Source organism: Streptomyces rhizosphaerihabitans (assembly GCF_025399795.1).
Taxonomy (GTDB): Bacteria; Actinomycetota; Actinomycetes; order Streptomycetales; family Streptomycetaceae; genus Streptomyces; species Streptomyces rhizosphaerihabitans.
The window spans coordinates 190,861-213,172 of record NZ_JAODTZ010000006.1 but is presented as its reverse complement, the minus strand read 5'-3'; the positions used below and the strand labels follow the sequence as shown (position 1 = coordinate 213,172).

15 protein-coding genes are annotated in these 22,312 nt (G+C 70.5%); 12 read left to right on the top strand and 3 right to left on the bottom strand.

Annotated elements, in window-relative coordinates:
- Nucleotides 1–3: 3 nt before the first annotated feature.
- The 6 genes from N4G66_RS08600 (at nt 4) to N4G66_RS08575 (ending at nt 6,251) form a co-directional block, all read left to right on the top strand.
- The gene (locus N4G66_RS08600) at nt 4–1,215 is read left to right on the top strand and encodes a phosphoglycerate kinase (RefSeq protein WP_261703387.1); all 1,212 of its coding nucleotides are present in this window, start codon (nt 4–6) and stop codon (nt 1,213–1,215) included.
- 5 nt (nt 1,216–1,220) lie between these two features.
- Nucleotides 1,221–1,997 carry a triose-phosphate isomerase gene (gene tpiA / locus N4G66_RS08595; protein WP_261703386.1) on the top strand — a complete coding sequence of 259 codons (777 nt, stop codon included), beginning with the start codon at nt 1,221–1,223 and terminating at the stop codon, nt 1,995–1,997.
- Nucleotides 1,998–2,095: 98 nt separating this feature from the next.
- A complete protein-coding gene (secG, locus tag N4G66_RS08590) occupies nt 2,096–2,332 on the top strand; it encodes a preprotein translocase subunit SecG (RefSeq protein ID WP_261703385.1) in 237 nt (78 codons plus the stop codon).
- A gap of 236 nt (nt 2,333–2,568) precedes the next feature.
- The gene (locus N4G66_RS08585) at nt 2,569–2,904 is read left to right on the top strand and encodes an RNA polymerase-binding protein RbpA (protein WP_003957010.1); all 336 of its coding nucleotides are present in this window, start codon (nt 2,569–2,571) and stop codon (nt 2,902–2,904) included.
- Between the two features lie 639 nt (nt 2,905–3,543).
- Nucleotides 3,544–5,196 (top strand): glucose-6-phosphate isomerase, encoded by a 1,653-nt coding sequence (gene pgi / locus N4G66_RS08580; RefSeq protein ID WP_261703384.1) that lies wholly within the window; start codon nt 3,544–3,546, stop codon nt 5,194–5,196.
- 161 nt (nt 5,197–5,357) lie between these two features.
- On the top strand, nt 5,358–6,251 hold the full coding sequence (locus tag N4G66_RS08575; RefSeq protein ID WP_391858777.1) for a hypothetical protein: 894 nt from the start codon (nt 5,358–5,360) through the stop codon (nt 6,249–6,251).
- Nucleotides 6,252–6,257: 6 nt separating this feature from the next.
- On the opposite strand, the gene N4G66_RS08570 is transcribed toward N4G66_RS08575, so the two are convergent.
- The 3 genes from N4G66_RS08570 to N4G66_RS08560 form a co-directional block, all read right to left on the bottom strand.
- Complete coding sequence (locus N4G66_RS08570) at nt 6,258–8,549, bottom strand: ABC transporter permease (protein WP_261703382.1); 2,292 nt, start codon at nt 8,547–8,549, stop codon at nt 6,258–6,260.
- Between the two features lie 257 nt (nt 8,550–8,806).
- Nucleotides 8,807–9,598 carry an ABC transporter ATP-binding protein gene (locus N4G66_RS08565; RefSeq protein WP_261703381.1) on the bottom strand — a complete coding sequence of 264 codons (792 nt, stop codon included), beginning with the start codon at nt 9,596–9,598 and terminating at the stop codon, nt 8,807–8,809.
- Nucleotides 9,595–10,110 carry a PadR family transcriptional regulator gene (locus tag N4G66_RS08560; RefSeq protein WP_261703380.1) on the bottom strand — a complete coding sequence of 172 codons (516 nt, stop codon included), beginning with the start codon at nt 10,108–10,110 and terminating at the stop codon, nt 9,595–9,597. The genes N4G66_RS08565 and N4G66_RS08560 overlap by 4 nt, the downstream gene beginning before the upstream one ends.
- 219 nt (nt 10,111–10,329) lie before the next feature.
- Between N4G66_RS08560 and N4G66_RS08555 the strand changes: the two genes are divergently transcribed.
- From N4G66_RS08555 to N4G66_RS08530, 6 genes are all read left to right on the top strand, one after another.
- Nucleotides 10,330–11,604, top strand: a complete 1,275-nt coding sequence (locus N4G66_RS08555) for an ABC transporter substrate-binding protein (protein ID WP_261703379.1) — start codon at nt 10,330–10,332, stop codon at nt 11,602–11,604.
- A 200-nt stretch (nt 11,605–11,804) separates the two neighbouring features.
- Nucleotides 11,805–13,442: a glycoside hydrolase family 13 protein gene (locus tag N4G66_RS08550; protein ID WP_261703378.1), complete on the top strand. Its 1,638-nt coding sequence runs from the start codon at nt 11,805–11,807 to the stop codon at nt 13,440–13,442.
- A 109-nt stretch (nt 13,443–13,551) separates the two neighbouring features.
- Nucleotides 13,552–14,877, top strand: coding sequence for an ABC transporter substrate-binding protein (locus N4G66_RS08545; RefSeq protein ID WP_261703377.1), 1,326 nt, complete (start codon nt 13,552–13,554; stop codon nt 14,875–14,877).
- Nucleotides 14,878–14,883: 6 nt separating this feature from the next.
- Entirely contained in the window at nt 14,884–16,242 is a 1,359-nt protein-coding gene (locus tag N4G66_RS08540; RefSeq protein WP_261703376.1) for an ABC transporter permease subunit, read from the top strand.
- A complete protein-coding gene (locus N4G66_RS08535; RefSeq protein ID WP_261703375.1) occupies nt 16,239–17,078 on the top strand; it encodes a carbohydrate ABC transporter permease in 840 nt (279 codons plus the stop codon). Before N4G66_RS08540 ends, N4G66_RS08535 begins: the two co-directional genes overlap by 4 nt.
- Nucleotides 17,079–17,252: 174 nt before the next feature.
- Nucleotides 17,253–22,271 (top strand): DUF3320 domain-containing protein, encoded by a 5,019-nt coding sequence (locus tag N4G66_RS08530; RefSeq protein ID WP_261703374.1) that lies wholly within the window; start codon nt 17,253–17,255, stop codon nt 22,269–22,271.
- The last annotated feature ends 41 nt before the right edge of the window (nt 22,272–22,312 follow it).

Below are 22,312 nucleotides of genomic sequence, written 5' to 3'. Positions count from 1 at the left end.
TTTATGAAGACGATCGACGAGCTTCTCGCCGAAGGCGTGGCCGGTAAGCGGGTCTTCGTCCGCGCCGACCTCAACGTGCCGCTGGCCAATGGCCTCATCACCGACGACGGCCGCATCCGCGCCGTCCTGCCCACCGTCAAGGCCCTGGCCGAGGCGGGCGCCAAGGTCATCGTCGCCTCGCACCTGGGCCGCCCCAAGGGCGCCCCGGACCCGGCGTTCTCGCTGCTCCAGCCCGCCGAGCGGCTCGGTGAACTGCTCGGCGCGCCGGTCGCGTTCGCGCAGGACACGGTCGGCCCCGCCGCCCACGACGCGGTGAACGGCCTGGAGCCCGGCCAGGTCGCGGTCATCGAGAACCTCCGCTTCAACGCCGGTGAGACGTCCAAGGACGACACCGAGCGCGGCGAGTTCGCCGACCAGCTCGCGGCCCTTGCGGATGTCTACGTGGGCGACGGCTTCGGCGCCGTGCACCGCAAGCACGCCTCGGTGTACGACCTCCCGGCCCGTCTTCCGCACTACGCCGGCTACCTCATCGCCACCGAGGTCGGCGTCCTGAAGAAGCTCACCGAGGACGTCAAGCGGCCCTACGTCGTCGCGCTCGGCGGCTCCAAGGTCTCCGACAAGCTCGCCGTCATCGACCAGCTGCTCGGCAAGGCCGACCGCATCCTGATCGGCGGCGGCATGGCCTTCACCTTCCTCAAGGCCAAGGGCTACGAGGTCGGCGCCTCCCTGCTGCAGGAGGACCAGATCCCGGCCGTCACCGAGTACATGGAGCGCGCCGAGAAGCTGGGCGTCGAGCTGATGCTCCCGGTCGACGTCGTGGTCTCCCCCGGATTCCCGGACCTGAAGGCCAAGGCGCCCAGCGAGCACACCGCCGTCGACGCCGACCGGATGCCCGAGGGGCAGCTCGGCCTGGACATCGGCCCGAAGACCGGCGCCCTGTACGCGACCAAGCTCGCCGACGCCGAGACCGTGTTCTGGAACGGTCCCATGGGCGTCTTCGAGCACCCCGACTACGCCGAGGGCACCAAGGCGGTCGCCCAGGCCCTCGTCGAGTCCAAGGGCTTCACCGTCGTCGGCGGTGGTGACTCCGCCGCCGCGGTGCGCACCCTCGGTTTCGACGAGACCGCATTCGGCCACATCTCGACCGGTGGCGGCGCCTCCCTCGAATACCTCGAGGGCAAGACGCTCCCCGGCCTCGCCGCACTGGAGGACTGACCTAGATGAGCACGCGCACGCCGCTGATGGCGGGCAACTGGAAGATGAACCTCAACCACCTCGAGGCCATCGCCCACGTCCAGAAACTCGCCTTCGCCCTGGCGGACAAGGATTACGAGGCCTGCGAGGTCGCCGTCCTGCCGCCCTTCACCGACCTGCGCTCCGTGCAGACCTTGGTCGACGGCGACAAGCTCAAGATCAAGTACGGTGCCCAGGACCTCTCGGCGCAGGACTCCGGTGCCTACACCGGCGAGATCTCCGGCTCGATGCTGGCCAAGCTGAAGTGCACGTACGTGGCCGTCGGCCACTCCGAGCGCCGCCAGTACCACAACGAGACCGACGACATCGTGAACGCCAAGGTCAAGGCCGCCTACAAGCACGGTCTGACCCCGATCCTGTGCGTGGGCGAGGAGCTGGACGTCCGCGAGGCGGGCAACCACGTCGCGCACACGCTCGCGCAGGTCGAGGGCGGTCTGAAGGACCTCCCGGCCGAGCAGGCCGAGTCCGTCGTGATCGCGTACGAGCCCGTCTGGGCCATCGGCACCGGCAAGGTCTGCGGCGCCGACGACGCGCAGGAGGTCTGCGCCGCGATCCGCGCCAAGCTCGCCGAGCTGTACTCCCAGGAACTGGCCGACAAGGTCCGTATCCAGTACGGCGGCTCGGTCAAGTCGGGAAACGTCGCCGAGATCATGGCGAAGCCGGACATCGACGGCGCTCTGGTCGGTGGCGCGGCGCTCGACGCCGACGAGTTCGTCAAGATCGTCCGGTTCCGCGACCAGTAAGTATGCGGTAGCGGCGATTCGTCGTACCCTTGCGGGGGTCTGGTGCCGTTGCACCGGGCCCCCGTCGTCCATCCAGTTCCGAGGAAGTTGGTCCAGCCGTGGTTTTGGGGTTCTCGATCGCCCTGATCGTCTTCAGCCTGCTGCTGATGCTGCTGGTGCTGATGCACAAGGGAAAGGGCGGCGGCCTGTCCGACATGTTCGGTGGCGGCATGCAGTCGTCCGTCGGCGGCTCCTCGGTCGCCGAGCGCAACCTGGACCGCATCACCCTGATGATCGGTCTGCTCTGGTTCGCGTGCATTGTCGTGCTCGGCGTCCTGATGAAGATCAACAACTGATCACCGATCGACATCGGTACGGCAGCGCACCTGCACATTACGCAAGCACATTCCGCACGTAAGGCCCCATGTCCGGTACGCGCCTCCAAGCGCCGCCTATCATGGGGCTTGCGTCTAGGGGTGGGGATGTAACTCCAATCACTGGACGCGCGTTGGGCCTTACGTAGACTGAGGCGCTCGCAGCGAAGCGTCACGCCGACTCGCTTCGCGGCACCATCACGCAGGGAGTTACGACCGTGGCAAGTGGCAACGCGATCCGAGGAAGCCGGGTCGGGGCGGGGCCGATGGGCGAGGCCGAGCGCGGCGAGTCCGCGCCGCGGCTGCGCATCTCCTTCTGGTGCTCCAACGGGCACGAGACGCAGCCCAGCTTCGCCAGCGACGCGCAGGTTCCCGACACCTGGGACTGCCCGCGCTGCGGCTTCCCCGCCGGACAGGACCGGGACAATCCGCCGGACCCGCCGCGTACCGAGCCCTACAAGACGCACCTCGCGTATGTGCGGGAGCGACGCAGCGACGCGGACGGCGAGGCGATCCTCGCCGAGGCGCTCGCCAAACTGCGGGGCGAAATCTAGGAGTTGAGAGCCGGCCGGGCACCCACAGGTGTCTGGCCGGAACCGTTTCGCGGCGGCTTCGCGGCCGGGTCACCGCCCAGTCGCCGGGTCCGCCGCGCCTGGATGCCCGTGCCGCGTGCCGATTGTCCCGCCGCGCCCGGATCCTCGTACCGTCGACGGGGCTTCGTACCGTGGACGGATTCCTGTGCCGCGCCCGAGTCGCGGTGCTGTACCGGCGGCCGGGGCGACCAGCGGCGCGGGATGACGGTGTACCCGTCAGGCGGCTTTGCTGCTGCCCGGCCCGACGAACACCACGGGGAGCGCCGGCCAGGTCACGCTGATGCAGCAGCGCGGCCCGGAATTCATGCCGGGTCGCTCGGCCCGGCGTTCCGCCCGGTCGCGGCCTCGGGCGCCCCCCTCGGAGATCCTGCCGGGCGGCGCGGGCGCGGGGGCCCGCGGGCCGAACGGACCGGCACGGTTCGCGGCCGCGCTCTTCACGTTCGCCGTCTTCCCGCTGACACCTGCGGTCAAGCGGGACGTATCTGTTGTTGAGCCGGGGGACGCACTACGACAGCTCGTGTCCAGCCCTGATCAATTAGGTTGGGACCGGCAGCGGGGCAAGGTACGCAGCACAGGCAGGAAAGAAGGCGGAAGTCCGAGATGAACGCAGAAAGCCGTACCCGGCTCAACCAGACACCCGAGTGGACCGCTCTGGCCAAGCACCGCGAGGAGCTCGCGGACACCCATCTGCGCGATCTGTTCGCGGCCGATCCCGCTCGCGGCTCCGGCTACTCGCTCCAGGTCGGCGATCTGCACGTCGACTACTCCAAGCACCTGGTCACCGACGAGACGCTGCGGCTGCTGCGCGAGCTGGCTGCGGCGACCGGCGTCTTCGCTCTGCGGGACGCGATGTTCCGGGGCGAGAAGATCAATACGACCGAGGACCGGGCGGTGCTGCACACCGCGCTGCGGGCGCCGCGGGACGCGGTCGTCGAGGTCGACGGGGAGAACGTGGTGCCGGCCGTGCACGCGGTCCTCGACAAGATGGCGGGCTTCGCCGAGCGGGTCCGTTCGGGCGAGTGGACCGGTTGCACCGGCAAGCGCATCAAGAACGTCGTCAACATCGGCATCGGCGGCTCCGACCTCGGTCCGGCGATGGCGTACGAGGTGCTGCGCTCGTTCACCGACCGCGACCTCACGCTCCGCTTCGTTTCGAACGTGGACGGTGCGGACCTGCACGAGGCCGTGCGGGACCTGGACCCGGCGGAGACGCTGTTCATCATCGCCTCGAAGACGTTCACCACGATCGAGACGATCACCAACGCCACCTCGGCGCGCGACTGGCTGCTGACCGGTCTGAAGGCCGGGCAGGAGGCGGTGGCGCGGCACTTCGTGGCGCTGTCGACGAACGCGGAGAAGGTCTCCGACTTCGGGATCGACACGGCCAACATGTTCGAGTTCTGGGACTGGGTCGGCGGCCGCTACTCCTACGACTCGGCGATCGGCCTCTCGCTGATGATCGCGATCGGCCCGGACCGCTTCCGCGAGATGCTCAACGGGTTCCACCTGGTCGACGAGCACTTCCGTACCGCGCCCGCCGATGCCAACGTCCCTTTGCTGCTCGGCCTGTTGGGTGTCTGGTACGGCAACTTCCACGACGCGCAGGCGCACGCGGTGCTGCCGTACTCGCACTATCTGTCCAAGTTCACCGCCTACTTGCAGCAGCTGGACATGGAGTCCAACGGCAAGTCCGTGGACCGTGACGGACATCCGGTGGAGTGGCAGACCGGCCCGGTGGTGTGGGGCACACCCGGCACCAACGGGCAGCACGCGTACTACCAGTTGATCCACCAGGGCACGAAGCTGATCCCCGCCGACTTCATCGGCTTCGCCGAGCCCGTGGCCGACCTGCTGCCGGGCCTGGTCGCCCAGCACGACCTGTTGATGGCGAACTTCTTCGCGCAGACGCAGGCGCTGGCCTTCGGCAAGACCCCGGACGAGGTACGTGCCGAGGGGGTGCCCGAGGAGCTGGTTCCGCACAAGACGTTCGAGGGCAACCACCCCACGACCACGATCCTGGCGAGGGAGCTGACCCCTTCGGTCCTCGGTCAGCTGATCGCCCTCTACGAGCACAAGGTGTTCGTCCAGGGCGCGATCTGGAACATCGACTCCTTCGACCAGTGGGGCGTCGAGCTCGGCAAGGTGCTCGCCAAGCGTGTCGAGCCCGCCCTGACCGACGGCGCGGACGTGCCGGGACTGGACGAGTCGACCAAGGCCTTGGTCGCCAAGTACCGGACGCTGCGCGGCCGTTAGGTCCCGAATGCGGGGAAGCGGGCGGCGGGAGTCCGCCCGCTTCCCGTACAGTCCCCGGTGGTCACGATGACGATCGTTCGGGGGAGCGGAAGTTGGCCGGTTCACGGGGGAGATGGACGAGCGACAGACTGACGGTCAGGACCCTTCTGCGGCCCAAACGGGTGGCGAAGGCCGTGTTCCACCCGGCGTGGATTCCGGAGTCGGCCGATCCGTCGGTGGAGCGGCTCAAGCGCGTGCGGGTCATCGCCGGAGCGGTCGCGGCCTTCGGCGTGTACACCTTCGTGCAGCACAAGTTCGACACCACGGAAGTGCTGGGGAACATGCTGACGGCGTCCGCCGTCCTGCTGTTCATCACGCCGCTGACCGTGGGCGTGATGCTCTTCGTGTGGCGGCGCACCGGTACCGTCCGGCAGCTGCGGGGCCCGCTCCTCGACTCGCTCAAGCTGCTGCTGCTCTTCGTCGGCCTGGTCGTGGTCACGGTGTTCCTCTGGCAGTTGTCGACCTCTCTCGGAGGCGTCGCGCTGGTGCTGCTGGGGTTCGCGGCACTCTGGCTCACCGGGATCCTGGTCTACGCGGCGGTGCACCTGTCCGGGAACTACTTCGGTTCCGCGGCCGTGCACCGCTGTCTGCCGCCGCTGCTGGCCTCGGTGACGACCTGGCTGATGGCCGTTCCCGACCTGGTCACCGGTGATCTGCACGGGCTCAGCCTCAGCCTGGGCATCGTCTTCATCCTGGGCGCGCCGGTGACGGTGACCGCCATCTCCTTCCTGGAGATGAACAGGCTCCGCCGCCGCTACGGGATCAGGCTGCGCGCACATCCCGCGGCCCTGCCGATCCCGCGTCCCGTGGCTCCGCCCGCCTACCCGCCGCCCGGCGGTTTCGTTCCCCCGCAGGCGACGCCCTTCCCGCCCGGGAACCGGTACAACCCGTACCACTACGGCAGCCCGTCGGGCCCCTATCCGCAGAGCGGTCCGGACGCCCGCCACCCCCAGGGGCACCCGCCCGGGCCGGGCGCGCGGCAGAACCTCTACGGGCAAGGACCGTACGGGACCTGACCGGGATCAGGCCGCCGTGCTGAGGGTGTCCGCCAGCCGGCGGCGGGCCGCTCGGGCGGCCGGCAGGGCGGCGAGTGCGGCGGCGCCCAGCACGGCGGCGCCGCCGAACAGCAGCAGAAGCAGCGCGGACGGTCCCCGCGCGACGCCCGCGCCGATGCCGCTCGACCTTCCCTGGGCATCGATCAGCCAGTGCGCGAGTGGCAGCCCCAGAGCCGTACCGACGAGGACCGCCGCGAAAGCCGTGCACCCCGTGGCCGTCACGGTGATCGCGGTGATCTGCCGCGGCGTCAGTCCGATCGCCTTCAGCGCCAGCAGATCCCGCTCGCCCTCGCGGACCGTGCCGCCGATCGCGGTGAGCAGCTCGATGAGCCCGATCAGGGCCAGTACGGCGATCAGTCCCACGACGACTCCGCGCAGCGGCGAGAGCCCGTCGGCCGGGTTGGTCACGGCGTGCACGTCGAAGCGTCCGTGCGCTGCAGTGGCCAGCTCGGTGGCCACCCGGTGCGGGTCCGCGCCGGGGCGCAGCTGGAGCTGATAGAGGGTCGGCCGGAGTCCCGGGTCGTTCTCACGGAGGGTGTCGAGCGAGGTGGAGATGACCCGGCCGCCGTTCTCCGGTTCGATGCTCCGGCCCACGATGTGCAGGATCTGCGGCTGAGCGCCCACGGTCATGCGCACCCAGTCGCCGACCCGCACGTCCAGCAGGTCGAGCAGGCCCTGACCGGCCACCGCCTCGTCGGAGCCCCGCGCGGGGCGGCCCTCGGCCAGCGAGAACGGGTAGGGGTCCTGGCGTGTGCCGAGCCCGCGCAGCGCGATGGTGCCGGTCTGGCCGGGGACCAGGGCGGGCACCTGGATGCCCGGGTGGACCCCGGTGACCTGCGGGTTCCGGTCGAGCAGGGCCCGTACGCCGGAATCGCTCAGACTCCCGTCCGGCCGGACGGTGAGTGCGGCCGCGAGACCGAGCTGCTCGGGCCTGCTGTGGAAGCGGTCGATGGTCGTCCAGGCGCTCATGGCCACCACGATCAGCAGCAGCGGCAGCGCGAGGCGGGCGACCGTGGCCAGCGAGCGCGGCCGACGGGTGAACGCCTTGTGCCAGCCCAGGACCAACGCGGACGGCAGCCGCAGCCCCAGCGCCCCGCGTGCCAGACGCGGCAGCCCGCCACCCAGCGGGGCCGTGGCGCGCAGCCCCGGCACGGGTGACACCCGTCCGGCCCGCCACGCGGCGAGCACGGTCGTCGCGGCGATGAACAGCACCGCGGCCGCGGGCACCGAGAAGAGCGCCGCGGTGTGTCCCGGCAGTCCCTGCCACACACCGACCGCGTCCCCGAGACGCCCCGGGACCCGGCTGCCCAGAGCCTGCGTGAGCGCACCCGCGAGCACGGCGCCCAGCAGCGCGAACGCCACGTGCTGCAACAGGAAGATCCGTACCACCTGGCCCGGCGTGAAGCCGATCGCCTTCAGCACCGAGATGTCCCGCAGATGGCCACGGATACGGGTGCCGATCGCACCGTGCACGGCGAGCCCGGCGGCGACGAGCGCGCCCAGGCCGAACAGGCCGAGAACCTGCCCGAGCAGACGGTCGTCGCCCTGCGCCTCGGCACGCGCCTGCTGCCAGGAGGAGACCTCGGTGACGGCGCCGGCGCCGAGGAGGGTGACGGCCCGCTGGACCGCGTAGTCGGTGTCGCCGGGATCGGTCAGCCGCAGTCCGATCACCTGTCCGGCGCGCCCGGCGGTGCCTCGCACCGCCGACGGGAGGGTCCACACCAGGCCCGGCCGCTCGCCCGGGCTGTACCGGGGCTCGGCGCTGTCGGCCACGCCCAGCACGGTCAGCTTCCGGGTGGTGCCGGGAACGGTGAGGGTGTCGCCCGGTTCGGCCCACAGCGCCCGGGCGAGGCTGCTGTCCAGCACCACGCCGTCCGCCTCGGTGGGGTCGAGCCAGCGTCCGGAGGCGAGCAGTGGGCGCCCCGTGGCGGGCAGCTCGGTGGCGCCGCGCAGTTCGACCACGGCGCGGGTTCCCCGCGACTCGACGGCGGTCGAGGCGGTGGGGTAGGGCCCCGCGACGGAGTCCACTCCGTCCACTTCGGCGAGTCTGCGCGCGTCCGAGGACGGTCCGGTGTGGATCCACACGTGCGCGCCGTGCGACTGGGTGAACACCCGCTGCCACGGGTTGGTCGCGTAGCCGAAGAGCGCGGTGGCCAGCAGCAACGAGGCGACGATCCCGGCGGTGGCGAGCACGATGAACAGCGCCTCACCCCGGTGGGTGCGCAGATCGGCGTGCGCCCAGCGCAACGTGGCACGCATTCCCGCTCAGCCTCTCGGTTCGCGGGCGGAGGGAGCGACGCAGGCCCGGGGCGCAGGGGAAATGACCGGGCGCACGGAGGTCGAGGACGCGGGGGAGGCGACGGGGGCCGCAGGTATCAGGAAGGTGGCGCGGGCAAGCGGGGCCGGGGGTGTCGGGGTGGTGGCGCGGGCAAGCGGGGCCGGGGGTGTCGGGGTGGTGGCGCGGGCAAGCGGGGGCGCCGGTGCGAGGGAGGCGAACAAGAGGTTGCGCATGCCGCTCAGTCCTTCAGTTCCAGCACGCCGGATATCCCCAGGCCCCGCGACGGCGCGCCGTCGAGTTCCGCGTCGTCGGCGATACGGCCGTCGAAGAAGCTGATCACCCGGTCCGCGGCGCTCGCGAGCCGCGCGTCGTGGGTGACCAGCACGATCGTCTGGCCGCGCTGATGGAAACGGGACAACAGCCGGGTCACCTCCCGGGTGCCCTTGCTGTCCAGGCTGCCCGCGGGCTCGTCGGCGAGCAGCAGGGGCGGATGGTTGACCAGCGCCCTGGCCAGCGCGACGCGCTGCTGCTCACCGCCGGACAGCTCGCCCGGCATGCTGCGCTCCTTGCCCTGAAGTCCCAGCTCGGCGAGCAGCTGCTCGCGCTCGGCGCGCGCCTGCCTTGGGGAGACCCCCGCGAGCAGGGCGGGCAGCTCGACGTTGTCGGCCACCGACAGATTCGACACCAGGTTGAAGAACTGGAACACGATGCCGATGCGGCGCCGGCGCTCGATCGCCCAGCGGGCCTCGCCGTATCCGTCCGTGCAGACGCCGTCCAGCCAGATGCTGCCGGAATCCGGCTTCTGGAGCCCGCCGAGCAGATGCAGCAGGGTCGACTTCCCGGCGCCGGAAGGGCCGGTGACGGCCACGAACTCGCCCCGCCGTACGGAGAGGTCGACGCCGCGCACGGCGTGTGCGGGAGCCCCTTCGCCGTAATGGGTCTTGACCAGGCCCTCCGCGCGCAGCACAGCGGGCTCGCCGGCACGCGGCGACGGGTTCTCGGCGCGCGGCGCGGGAGGGGTGCGGCTCATTCCTGCTCCTCCAACTCCTCCTGGCAGCGTTCCAGCCAGTCGAGGTCGGCCTGCAGATGCAGCATGGCGCCCTCGATGAGCAGCTGGGAGATGCGGTTGTCCCGGTTCTCGGTCGTGGCGAGCTTCGACAGTTCGCGCATGGTGTTCAGATACCGGCGCCGCTGCTTGTTGATCAGGGCGATCTGGTCGGCGAGACCGGTCTGCGGCGCGAGCGCGAGCTTCATGAAGAACTCGTCCCGTACCCGCGGTTCGTCCGCCGTCTCCTCGTACCAGGCGCGCAGCGCCTCACGCCCGGCGTCGGTGAGGTGATAGATCTTCTTGTTGGGCCGGCTCGACTGCTCGACTTCCTCGCCCTCGATCAGTCCCGACTTCTCGAGGCGGCCGAGTGTCACATAGATCTGGCCGACGTTCGGCTGAGGGTACGCGGAGCCCAGCAGTTGCTCAAGGTCCTGCTTGAGCTCGTAGCCATGGGCCGGGCCGCGCGCCAGCAGGGCCAGGAGGGGCAGCCGCACTCGTGCTCTCCTCCCCCTCTTCTCTCTTTTTCTCGGTTCGCCCCCGGGGCGTCCCGGCCGCTCACGGCATGCTCGTCATGTGTTGCGGGCCCATGTGCCGAACACCCATGAACCGGAGGCCAATGTGCCGCAGGCCCTAGTATCGCCCATACCTAACAGGTATACATGGCCTCTGACTCCGGGCGAAGGTGCCCGGTGCCGGTGTACAGGGAGGAACCTATGCGGTGGATACGCGCCGCCGGTAGGGGCCTCCTGGTCGTCGCGGTGGTCCTGTCCGGTTACGTCGCCTCGGGTTCGCCCGCCGACGGGGCGCGCGGGGGCGGACGCGGTCCGCTGACGCTGGCCACCGCCGGTGACCTCACCAACTATCTCGGGCCGCTGCTCGACGGCTGGAACCGCGCGCACCCCGGCGAGAAGGTCACCCTCGTCGAACTCCCGGACTCCGCGGACGAGACCCACGCGCAGATGACCACCGACCTGCGCGGCGGTGACCGGAGGCGCTTCGACGTCCTCAACATCGATGTCGCGTGGACCTCGGAGTTCGCCGCGGCGGGCTGGATCTCCCCGCTGCCCCGCGACCGCTTCCCGCTCGACGGCTTCCTGCCGCCGGTGGTCGACACGGCGAGGTACGACGGCAAGCTGTACGCCGTCCCGTACGTCACGAATGCCGGACTGCTCCTCTATCGCAAGGACATCCTGGCCAAGGAGGGTGTCGCGCCGCCGCGCACCTGGGCCGAGCTGGAGAAACAGGCGAAGACCATCGCGCCGAAGTACGGACTCGACGGTTACGCGGGCCAGTTCCTGCCCTACGAGGGCCTCACCGTGAACGCCGCCGAGGCGGTCTATTCGGCGGGCGGCACGATCCTCGGTGACGAGGGCGAGCGCGTCACGGTGGACTCCGCGGCGGCCCGTGAGGGCATCGGCTTCCTCGCCGACGGCGTCCGCGACGGCTGGATACCGAAAAAGGCGCTGACGTACAAGGAGCAGGAGTCCAAACAGGCCTTCCAGGACGGCCGTCTCCTCTTCCTGCGCAACTGGCCCTACGCCTATGTCAGCGCCTCCGCCCCGGGATCGGCCGTCGCGGGGAAGATCGGCGCGGTTCCGCTGCCGGGCCCCGACGGGCCGGGGACGAGCGTGCTCGGCGGCTCCAACCTCGCGGTCAACGCGCAGGCCAGGCACCCCGATTCCGCTGCCCGCCTGATCGCGTATCTCACGAGTGAACGGGTGCAGCGTCAAGTCCTGACCAAGGGCGCGCTGCCACCCGTACGGGCCGACCTCTACCAGGATCCGGAACTGGTCCGGGAGTTCCCGTACCTGCCGACGCTGCGGGCCGGTGTGCTCGCCGCGGCGCCGCGCCCCAAGAGCCCCCGCTACGACCAGGTGAGCCTCGTCGTGCAGGCCGTGGTGCACGACGCGATGACCGGGCACCAGACGCCCGAGGCCGCCGTGCGCCGGCTGGCGCGCGAACTGGCCGACATCTCGCATCGGGGCTGAGCCCCTTCTTCGTCGCATCCAGCGACCCCTTCCTAGTTACATGTTAGGTAACGCCGCCGTCTCATCTCGGATGGGGTGGGTCAAAAAATGCGTATTTAAAGGGCCAGCTTCCCGCTACCTCCTGTCTACTCGTTGACATCTCCTCGACATGCCTACCTAACATGCATGCATAACCGAAGCACGCACAGACAGGTCAACGGGTGACGCTCAACACGCACCGCTGGTGGCGCGACGCAGTGATCTACCAGGTGTACGTCCGGAGCTTTCTGGACAGCACCGGGGACGGCATCGGTGATCTCGCCGGCGTCCGGGCCGGACTGCCGTATCTCAAGAAGCTCGGGGTCGACGGCATCTGGCTGAGCCCCTTCTACCCCTCGCCGCAGCACGACCACGGCTACGACGTCGCCGACTACTGCGATGTGGACCCGCTGTTCGGCGACCTCGCCGAGTTCGACCTGCTGATGACGGACGCCCGGCGCCTCGGCGTCCGGGTGCTCCTGGACATCGTCCCCAACCACTGCTCCAGCGAGCACCCGTGGTTCCGTGAGGCGCTGGACCCGGCGCCCGGCAGCACCGCCCGCGCCCGTTTCCACTTCGCCGACGGCCGGGGACCGGACGGCGCCGAACCGCCCAACAACTGGCACGCCATGTTCGGCGGCCCCGCCTGGAGCAGGGTCACCGAGCGGGACGGCACCCCCGGACAGTGGTACCTGCACATGTTCACGCCGGAGCAGCCCGACCTGAACTGGCGCAACCCCGAGGTCGGCAGCCACTTCGACCACGTACTGCGCTTCTGGCTCGACCGGGGCGTCGACGGCTTCCGCATCGACGTGGCCGCCGGGCTCTACAAGCACCCCGGCCTGCCGGACTCGCCCGACCCCGAGGCCGACGCCCGCACCCGCGACTCGGTCAACCCGCTCGCCTGGAACCAGCCGGAGGTGCACGATGTCTGGCGCCACTGGCGGTCGGTGTGCGAGGAGTACACCGCCGAGGACGGCCGGGAACGGCTGCTCGTCGGCGAGGTCTCCGTGCCGACCGCCCGCGAACACGCCCGGTACGTACGCCACGACGAGCTGCACCAGGCCTTCTTCTTCGACCTGCTGAGCGCGCCCTGGAGCGCCGACGCCTTCCGCAAGGTCATCTCCGAGGCCATGCAGGACATCGCCGGCACCGGCTCGACGGTCACCTGGGTGCTCAACAACCACGACCAGGTCCGCACGGTCACCCGCTACGGCGAACTGGGCACCGAGGGCAGCGGTCTGGGTGCCGCCCGCGCCCGTGCCGCCGCGCTGCTGATGCTGGCGCTGCCCGGAGCGGCGTACATCTACCAGGGCGAGGAGCTCGGCCTGCCCGAGGTCGTCGACCTTCCCGACGACGTGCTCACCGATCCGATATACCGCCGCACCGGAAGCCGCGCACGCATCCGCGACGGCTGCCGGGTGCCGCTGCCGTGGTCGGGGCACGCGTCGCCGTTCGGCTTCACCTCGGGTGCGGAGAGCGCCAAGCCGTGGCTGCCGCAGCCCGCCTACTTCGCCGAGTACGCGACCGACCGCGCCCTCGCCGACACCCGCTCCTTCTGGCACCTGTACCGCGACGGACTCCAACTGCGCTCCGGACTCCCCCAGTTGGGGGAGGGCGAGCTGCGCTGGCTGGACACCCAGCCCGGCGTCCTCGGCTTCGTCCGGGGCGACGGCCTGGTGTGCGCCGTCAACTTCGGCTCGTCACCCACGCCCGCGCCGGTCTCCGGAACCCCGCTGCTCTCCAGCGGCCCCTGCGCGCCCGGCGTCCTGCCCGGCTCGACGGCCGCCTGGTGGATCAGCGACTCCACCAACCCCTGAGCCCTCCGACCGAGTTCGGGTCCACGACCTTCCCTCCGAGCCGCACTCTCCGCTCCTCCCCACTCCTTGACGATCCGTCAACACCCATTTCCCCGAAGGGACATCAACGATGATGCGACGACGTACGACCCTGCTCGCGAGCTGCACCGCCCTCGCCCTGGCGCTCGGCGCGACCGCCTGCGGAGGCGGCCCCGTCTCCGCAGGCGGCGGCGGCAAGTCGCTCGACGGCCAGACGATCACCGTGGCCGGTGTCTGGTCCGGCAGCGAGCAGAAGAACTTCCAGAAGGTGCTGGACGCCTTCACCGAGAAGACCGGCGCCAAGACGCAGTTCGTCTCCACCGGCGACAACGTCTCCACCGTCATCGGCAGCAAGATCGAGGGCGGCAAGGCCCCCGACGTGGTGATGGTCCCGCAGGTCGGCGTGCTCCAGCAGTTCGCGAAGCAGGGCTGGCTCGAACCGCTGTCCAAGACGGCCGGAGCGGCGGTCGACGCCAATTACGCGAGCGTGTGGAAGAACTACGGCAGCGTCGACGGCACGCTGTACGGCCTCTACTTCAAGGCCGCGCACAAGTCCACCGTCTGGTACAGCCCCAATGCCCTCGACCAGGCGGGCGTCGAGCCGCCGACGACCTACGACGCGATGCTGAAGGCCGGGCACACGGTCGCCGACTCGGGTCTCGCCGCCTTCTCCGTCGCCGGACAGGACGGCTGGACGCTCACCGACTGGTTCGAGAACATCTACCTCTCCCAGGCCGGGCCCGAGAAGTACGACGCCCTGGCCACCCACAGGATCAAGTGGACCGACCCGACCGTGGTCGAGGCCCTCACCACCCTCGGCAAGCTCTTCAAGGACAAGCAGCTGATGGCCGGGGGCCAGAAGGGGGCCCTGAACACCGACTTCCCGGGCTCCGTCGAGAAGGTCTTCGGGCCCAAGCCCCAGGCCGGCATGGTCTTCGAGGGCGACTTCGTCGCCGGGGTCGCCAAGGACCAGTTCGGCCGGAAGATCGGCGAGGACGCGAACTTCTTCCCCTTCCCGGCGGTCGGCGGCGGCAAGGCCCCCGTGGTCAGCGGCGGCGACGCGGCCGTCGTCCTCAAGGACGGCAAGAACCAGAAGGCCGCCATGCGCTTCCTGGAGTACCTGACGACCCCCGAGGCGTCCGCGGTCTGGGCCAAGGCGGGCGGCTTCCTGTCCCCGAACAAGAAGCTCGACCTCTCCTCGTACGGTGACGACGTCACCCGTGAGACCGCCAAGTCCCTTGTCGCGGCCGGGAATTCCGTCCGCTTCGACATGTCCGACCAGGCCCCGGCCGCGTTCGGCGGCACCAAGGGCGCCGGTGAGTGGAAGATCCTCCAGGACTTCCTGCGTGACCCGTCCGACCCGAAGGGGACCGCGGCCGAGCTGGAGAGCGCGGCGGCCAAGGCGTACAAGGGCTGATCGCACATGACCGCCACGCTCCTGAAAGAGGCGAGCCCGCCGCCGGTCGCCCCGGCCGACCGCAGACGGCGGGCCCGGCGCCGCGGCCGGGTCGTCGCCCTCGCCTTCGTCCTGCCCGCACTGCTCCTGCTCGGCGCGCTCGTCGTCTACCCCGTGCTGTTCTCCGTGGGCCGCAGCTTCTTCGACGCCTCCGGCACACGGTTCGTGGGCGGTGACAACTACACCGAGATGTTCCGCGACCCCGCCACGATCAAGGCCGTCCGCAACACGGCGATCTGGGTCGTCGTCGCGCCGACCCTGCTCACGGGCCTCGGCCTCGTCCTCGCCGTCCTCGTCGAGAAGGTGCGCTGGGCGACGGCGTTCAAGCTGCTGCTGTTCATGCCGATGGCGGTCTCCTTCCTCGCCGCGGGCATCATCTTCCGGCTCGCCTACGACGAGGACCCAGACAAGGGCGTGCTGAACGCCGCCGCAGTCTCCGTGCACGACGCCTTCACGGGAACCTCGACGTACCCGACCGCCCGCGCCCGCGAGGGCCAGGGCCTCACCAAGGGAGCCGACGGCTCGTACGGCACGACCGATCCCACCTCGCCGGGCCACACCATCGCCCTCGGCCTGGTCGGCGTACTCCCCGAGGACCTGCCGCAGGGTGCGCGGCCCGCGTACGCCGCCGCCCGGCGCCCGGCGGTGTCCGGCGAGCTGCGCGGTGCCGTCTACCTGGACTTCACCCGTGGCGGGGGAGGGGTGCAGGGCAAGGCCGACCGGAAGGAGAGCGGACTGCCCGAGATGACGGTCGAGGCGGTACGGGACGGTCACGCGGTCGCGAGCACCACCACCGCGGCCGACGGCTCCTTCCGCTTCAAGGACCTCGGCCCGGGCCCGTACACCGTGCGGCTGCCCGCGTCGAACTTCGCCCCGCCGTACGAGGGCGTGTCCTGGCTGGGACCCGCGCTCGTCACGCCGGCCGTCATCGGCGCCTACCTGTGGATCTGGACCGGCTTCGCCATGGTGCTCATCGGCGCGGGGCTGGCCGCGCTGCCGCGTGACGCGCTGGAGGCGGCCCGGATGGACGGGGCGAACGAGTGGCAGATCTTCCGCCGGATCACGGTCCCGCTGCTCGCCCCGGTGTTGACCGTCGTCTTCGTGACCCTCGTCATCAACGTGATGAAGGTCTTCGACCTCGTCTACATCATCGCGCCGGGCCCGGTGCAGGAGGACGCCACCGTACTCGCCACCCAGATGTGGCTGGTGTCCTTCGGCGGCGGCAACAACCAGGGCCTCGGCAGCGCGCTCGGTGTCCTGCTTCTGCTCCTGGTGATCCCCGCCATGATCTTCAACGTCCGCCGTTTCCGAGGGAGTCAACGATGAACGCGCTCAGGCGAGGACTCGGCAGCAGCCTGGTGCAGGCGTTTCTCGTCGTCGTGGGCCTGGTGTGGCTCACCCCGCTCGCGGGTCTCTTCCTGTCCTCGCTGCGGTCGGCCAAGGACACCGCGCAGGGCGGCTGGTGGACCGCGCTGAAGAGCCCCGGGCAGCTGTCCTTCGACAACTACTCCGCCCTGCTGGGCAACGCGGGGATGACACAGGCCTTCTGGAACACCGTCCTGATCTCCGTCCCGGCGACCGTCCTCGTCGTCGTCATCGCCGCGCTCGCCGGATACGCCTTCGCCTGGCTGGACTTCCCGGGGCGCGACGCCGTCTTCCTGCTGGTGGTCGCGCTGTTGGTGGTGCCGGTGCAGATCGGCCTGCTGCCGGTGGCCAAACTCTTCGGGCAGCTGGGGCTGTTCGGCACGATCCCCGGCGTCGTCCTGTTCCACGTCTCGTACGGCCTGCCGTTCGCGATCTTCCTGCTGCGCAACTACTTCGCGGAGATGCCGAAGGAGATGCTGGAGGCCGCGCGCATGGACGGGGGAAGCGAGTGGCGCATCTTCACCCGGCTGGTGCTCCCGGTGGGACGGCCGGCCATCGCCAGCCTCGCCATCTTCCAGTTCCTCTGGGTCTGGAACGACATGCTGGTCGCCCTGCTCTTCGCCGACAGCTCCGCACAGCCGCTCACGGTCGAACTCCAGTCACAGATCCGGCAGTTCGGAAGCAACATCGATGTGCTGGCCCCGGGGGCGTTCCTGTCCCTGGTGGTCCCGGTGGCGGTCTTCTTCGCCTTCCAGCGGCACTTCGTCCAGGGGGTGATGGCGGGTTCTGTCAAGTGAACCGGGGGCGATCCCGTACACCCCCACATCACATGTTCGAATTCTTCACAACAAACACATACCGTGTTGGTGATCTTCGGTGTGCCGGGAGAAATGAGCTGATAGGGAGATACCTCCAGGGGGGCCTGTGACGGCGGCGACCCCTGTGCATGGTGCTCAGGAGGTATTCACCGTATGCCCGATCAGTCCCGGACCGTGTCCGCTTCTGTCAGCGATCCCGGTCTCGACCGGCTGAAGGCCGTTCTCGACGGCTGGCGCAACTCCCTGCTGGACATGGGCGGGCGCAACCGGCTGCTCAACTTCCGGCACACCAGAACGGCGACCCTGGAGATCACCACGCCCTCCGCCGGCGTTCTCCTCTCCGATCTCGCCAAGGGCTGGGACTTCGCTGCCGTCGACGAGACGGCGGACGCCGAAGAGGCGGGCGAGGAGGGGACGGCCGACGAAGGAACCGGGGCCGCCGGCCGACGGCCCCGGACGGGGCTGGTCACGCAGAAGGCCACCCAGGCCTCGCTCGACAGCTCGCTGTACCAACTGCGCCAGAAGTCCGGCCAGATGTACAACGACTACGGCCTGTGGGTGCTCTGGCTCGGCGTCGGCATGCTCGACTGGCGTGAGGCCGACGCCGATCAGAGCAGCGCCGCTCCGCTGCTCCTCGTCCCGGTCGAACTGCGCAGGGACAGCAACCGGCGTTGTCGCCTCCACCTGGCCGACGACCAGGACCGTATCCACAATCCGGCGCTCGCCGTGAAGCTGGAGCGGCTCGGGGTGGACTGGAGCCCGGTCACCGCCACGGATGTCACGGATCTGCGCGCCGTGATCTCCGCCGCCCGGTCGGTCGCGGCCGGCCTGAAGGGCTGGTCGGTGGACGAGCGGGTGGTGCTCGGGCTGTTCGCCTCGCACCGGGAGGCCATGTACCAGGATCTCCAGCAGAACGAGGAGCAGGTGCTCGGCCATCCGCTGGTCCGGGCCGTCGCGCTCGGCCCCGACGCCGGCCTGCCCGACGACCTGATCGCCTTCGAACCGGCGGACCTGGACCGCATCGACGACGTCCAGCTGCCCGAGCGGACACCCCTGGTCCTCGACGCCGACGCCTCGCAGCGGCAGTGCATCGCCGCCGCCCTCGACCAGCGGTCCTTCGTCATGAGCGGCCCGCCCGGCACCGGCAAGAGCCAGACCATCACCAACATGATCGCCGCGCTCATGCACGCCGGACGCAGCGTGCTGTTCGTCAGCGAGAAGGCCGCGGCGCTCGACGTCGTACGCAACCGGCTGCGCGGCGTGGGCCTCGGCGACTTCGTGATGGCACTGCACAGCGGTGACACGAGCAAGAAAGCGGTGGCCACCGAACTCGCCCGGGTGCTGACCACCGAGGTCCGCGTCACCGGCGCCGCCGAGCACGAACTGGAGCGGGCCCGCAAGCTGCGCGAAGAACTGTCCGCGTACGCCGCCGCCATGAACGAGACCCGGGAACCGCTGGGGCGCAGCCTGCACGACGTGCTCGGGCGCCTGGTCCTGCTGGAGCAGTCCGGCACTCCGAAGCTGCCGCTGGCCGCGGAGAACGCCAAGGTCGTCCGCGGTCTGACCGCCGGTGCCCTGCAGGAACTCGCCACGGCCTCCCGCACGATCGGCCGCGCCTGGCGCCCGGCCGCCGAAGGGGAGTCCTTCCCCTGGCGCGGACTGACCGGCGCCTGCGCGCATCAGGTGGTCTCCGAAGCCGCGGACGCCCTGGACGCCCTGCTGACGGCGACCGGCCGCCGTCCCTTCGCGGCGACGCAGGACGAACCCCGGTCGGTACGCGAAGTCCGGCAGGCGGTGCGGTCCTTGCGGGAGGGTCTCCCGGACTCGCAGACCCCGCCGGAGGGGGCGGCACCGGTGGACGGAGGCCTGCCCGACGATGTGTCGGCACAAGTGGCCCAGCTCGCCGACCTGTTCGGCCTGCCGAAGGCGGACCGTGCCGAAACGGCTTTCGCCCTGTGCGAGTTGGCCGATCTGACGAGCGCCGCCCACCGGCCGCCGCATGGATGGTTCGACGCCCAGGTCCTGCGGCAGGCACACGCGGCGGCGGGGGAGCTGCGCCAAGCCCTGGACGCCGAGGCCGCGGCCCGTGGCACGGCCTCGGACGTCTTCGGCGAGCAGGTGCTCGCATGCGCCGAACTGCCGGACCTGGTGGACCGGTTCGCGAATCGGCACCGCGGTCTGATGGGACGCTTCTCGGCCCAGTACAAGGCCGACCGCGACGCCGTGACCGCGCTCACGCGCAGCGGTGTCTGGGGCAAGCAGCTGCCGGGCCGGCTGGAGCAGGCGCTCGCGTGGCGCGACGCGGCGGCCGCGCTGGCCCGCCTGACCGACCGTCACACCGCCCTCCTCGGCCGGTATGTCCCGCGCACCCGGGAGGCCCTGGCGGATCTCGACCTGGCGCTGTCCACGGCCGACCGTATCGCCGTACTGAGCCAGGACGCCGACCGCCGCGACCTGCTCGCCGAGCGGCTCGCCTGCGACGCCGACGCGGACCGGCTCCCGGAGCTGCTCGCCGAGAACGTCCGGCACTCGCTCGGCGCCTGGTGTGCCACGGTCGGCGCTCGGGCCGATCGCTGGACCCGGTCCGTCAACACCCTGCTCGATCTGTTCGACACCGCCCGCCGCACCCAGCTCTCGCCCGGCCTCCTGGGCCTCTTCGACCAGGCCCACCAGGTGATCGCGGTCCTCCGCGGCGACGAGCAGGGCCCACAGGTGTGGCACGCCTACGTCGACGGCCTCGCCGTGCTCGCCCGGCACAGTGCGGACGACCTCGTGGTGAGCGCGGCCGAGCGGGGTGTCGAACCCGGCCGGCTGGCCGATGTCGTCGAGCAGGCGCTGCTGCGTGCCTGGGCCGACGGCATCCTCGCCACGGACAAGCGCCTGCGCAGTTCCCGCTCCGACGACCTCGACGCGCGGGTCACCGACTTCCAGGAGGCCGACCGCAGGCTGATCGCCGCCGCGGGCGGCGCCGTCATCGAGGCCTGCAACAAGCGGCGCCCACGCAGGTTCGCCGGGGGAGCGGGCGCCGTCATCGTCCGGGAGGCGGAGAAGAAGACCCGCCACATGCCGGTACGGGAACTGCTCGGCAGGACTCGCGACGTCGTTCAGTCGATCAAGCCGTGCTTCATGATGAGCCCGCTGACGGTCAGTCAATTCCTGCCGCCGGACTTCCACTTCGACGTGGTGGTCTTCGACGAGGCGTCCCAGGTCCGGCCCAGCGACGCGGTCAACTGCGTCTACCGGGGACGCACCCTCGTCGTGGCCGGTGACGACAAGCAGCTGCCGCCGACCTCGTTCTTCGACTCCTCGGTGGACGACGACACCGACGAGTACGCGCAGGACGTACCGGACTCCTTCGAATCCCTGCTGCATGCCTGCAAGGCCGGCGCCATGCGCGAACTGCCGCTGTCCTGGCACTACCGCAGCCGTCACGAGAACCTGATCACCTTCAGCAACCGCGAGTTCTACGGCAACGCGATGGTGACCTTCCCCGGAGCGCTGGACGAGGGCAACGACGTCGGTGTCGCCTTCCTGAAGGCCGACGGTGTGTACGACAGGGGCGGGCGGCGTGACAACCGCCTCGAAGCGGACTTCGTCGCCCGACGCGTCCTCCACCACTTCGACACCCGGCCCGGCAGAACCCTCGGCGTCGTCGCGCTCTCCCAGGCCCAGGCGTCGGCGATCGACCAGGCCGTGCAGCAGGCGCGGCTCGCGCGGCCCGACCTCGACCACTGCTTCACCGAGGACCGTCTCGACGGCTTCTTCGTCAAGAACCTGGAATCCGTCCAGGGTGACGAGCGCGATGTGATGATCATGTCCGTGGGGTACGGCCCTGATGAACACGGCAAGCTGGGGCTGAACTTCGGCCCGATCAACAAGGGCGGTGGCTGGCGCCGCCTCAACGTGGCGGTGACCCGCGCCCGCTACCGCATGGAAGTCGTCTCGTCCTTCCGGGGTACGAGCCTGGCCGACAGCCCCAACGAGAGCGTGCAGTACCTGAAGCGCTATCTCGAGTACGCCGAGAACGGGCCGTCCGTCCTCGCCCGCGACGTCGTCCAGACGGACGCCGAGCCGGACAGCCCGTTCGAGGAGTCCGTCCTCGCGGTCCTGCGGGACTGGGGCTACCGGGTCCAGCCGCAGGTCGGCGTCGCCGGCTACCGCATCGACCTCGGCGTGCGCCATCCGCAACTGCCCGGCGCCTACGCGCTCGGTATCGAGTGCGACGGTGCCATGTACCACTCCTCGAAGGCGGCCCGGGACCGGGACCGGCTGCGTGAGCAGGTACTGAACGGGCTCGGCTGGCGTCTCCACCGCATCTGGGGCACCGACTGGTACCGCGGGCGCGCCGCCGCGGAGCTGCGGTTGCGGGAGGCGGTCGAACAGGCGATCGTCCAGGGGCCGCTCACCACGTCGGTCACGACGCCGGCCGCGCCGCCGTCACCCTCCGGGGAACGGACACCGTCCGGAGAAGGCGCGCCTTCCGGGGGACGGACCGAACCGAAGTCGGCGCCGGTCTCCGTGGAAGGCGCCGGAGCGCGGTCGGCCGCGCCGCCTCTCCCGCGCACGCCCGAACCGGCGGAGCCGGAGTACGAACGTGTGCCGGTCGACAGCGGCGCGGAACGGGAGTGGAGCACCCCGTACCGGACCGAGGCGGTCGTGGTGCGGCCCCGCCACGAACTGCACACGCCAGAGGCCCGGCCCACGCTGCGCAAGCTGCTGGCACAGGTCATCGAGGCCGAGGGGCCGATCCACGAGGATCTGCTGGTGCAGCGTGCCCGCGAGGCCTGGGGCGTCGCCCGGGCGGGCAGCCGTATCCGGGACAACGTCCGGGAGGTGGCGCACACCCTGGTCCGCTCGGGTCTCGTCTCGATGGACGGAGCGTTCTTCGACACGGAGGGCCACGACGTGGTCAGGGCTCGGCATCCCGAGGACGGCGACACGATCCGCAAGGTCGTGCACATCGCCCCCGCCGAGCGGCACGTCGCGCTGTGCGAGCTGGCCGCCGAGTGCCCTGGAATGTCCGAGGACGAGCTGATCAAGCAGGCGTGCGAGTTCTTCGGCTGGCGCCGCACGGGCAAGGACATCCGCGACTGCCTGGCGGCCGACATCGCGGAACTGCACCGGCAGGGCCGACTGGAGGGCGGACAGGACCGCATCAACGCGGCCCGCTGACCGGACCGGGTGGGCAGGGGTGGGCGGGGTCGGACCGACCC